Raw genomic sequence first — 1,536 nt, 5'->3', positions numbered from 1 at the left:
ATTTCCGAAGGCTGTTGTGTTGCCTACAGTACCTGTGAATGCGATATTACCACTAGAGTTTACAGTCAGATTACTGTTACCGTTAACTGTATTGTTAAAACTAATAGCGCTTCCTGCAAGAATTGGATTATTGGCAATTGTGACTGCATCTCCGTAAGTTTGACTGCTGGTTGTCGTGACATTGCTATTCAGTTGAGTTGTACCGCCTGCGTCGGTGGTTAAACTTTGGGCTGTGACAGGATTAAATGCAGTTGTACCGCTACTATTAGTCGTGAGATTTCCTAATGCTGTTGTGTTGCCTACAGCACCTGTGAAGGCGATATTACCGCTAGAGTTTACAGTCAGATTACTGTTACCGTTAACTGTATTGTTAAAACTAATAGCGCTTCCTGAAAGAATTGGATTGTTGGCAATTGTGACTGCATCTCCGTAAGTTTGAATACCCGTTGTAGTAATATTGGCATTCAGTTGAGTTGTACCGCCTGCATCGGTGGTCAAACTGTTAGCTGTGACAGCATTAAATGTAGTTGTACCGCTACTATTAGCCGTGATATTTCCTAATGCTGTAACATTACCTACACCACCATTGAATCCAATATTACCAGTGCCAGAGTTTAGCGTTAAATTGCTATTACCATTAACTGTATTGTTAAAACTAATAGCGCTTCCTGCAAGAATTGGATTATTGGCAATTGTGACTGCATCTCCGTAAGTTTGACTGCTGGTTGTAGTGATATTGGCATTCAGTTGAGTTGTACCGCCTGCATCGGTGGTTAAACTTTGGGCATTCACAGCATTAAGTGCAGTTGTACCGCTACTATTCGCCGTGATATTTCCGAAGGCTGTTGTGTTGCCTACAGTACCTGTGAATGCGATATTACCACTAGAGTTTACAGTCAGATTACTGTTACCGTTAACTGTATTGTTAAAACTAATAGCGCTTCCTGCAAGAATTGGATTATTGGCAATTGTGACTGCATCTCCGTAAGTTTGACTGCTGGTTGTCGTGACATTGCTATTCAGTTGAGTCGTGCCGCCTGCGTCAGTTGTTAAACTGTTAGCTGTGACAGCATTAAATGTAGTTGTACCGCTACTATTGGCGGTGAGATTTCCTAATGCTGTTGTGTTGCCTACAGCACCATTGAAGGCGATATTACCGCTAGAGTTTAGCGTTAAATCGCTCTTACCATTAACTGTATTGTTAAAACTAATAGCGCTTCCTGAAAGAATTGGATTATTAGCAATTGTGACGGCATCTCCGTAAGTTTGAATACCCGTTGTAGTAATATTGCCATTCACTTGAGTCGTGCCGCCTGCGTCAGTTGTTAAACTGTTAGCTGTGACAGCATTAAATGTAGTTGTACCGCTACTATTGGCGGTGAGATTTCCTAATGCTGTTGTGTTGCCTACAGCACCATTGAAGGCGATATTACCGCTAGAGTTTAGCGTTAAATCGCTATTACCGTTAACTGTATTGTTAAAACTAATAGCGCTTCCTGCAAGAATTGGATTGTTGGCAATTGTGACTGCATCTCC

The 1,536-nt window shown here is 41.6% G+C and carries 1 protein-coding gene; it reads right to left on the bottom strand.

The genetic code is table 11. The features are described 5' to 3' along the window. A partial coding sequence (locus tag QUB68_RS29900) for a beta strand repeat-containing protein (protein WP_442923143.1) occupies positions 1 to 1,536 on the bottom strand: 1,536 nt, incomplete at both ends.

Origin of the sequence: Microcoleus sp. A006_D1, from assembly GCF_036702805.1 — a bacterium.
Classification (GTDB): Bacteria; Cyanobacteriota; Cyanobacteriia; order Cyanobacteriales; family Microcoleaceae; genus Microcoleus.
Note: the sequence above shows the minus strand (reverse complement) of the source record. Positions and strands in the feature narration are given on the sequence as shown.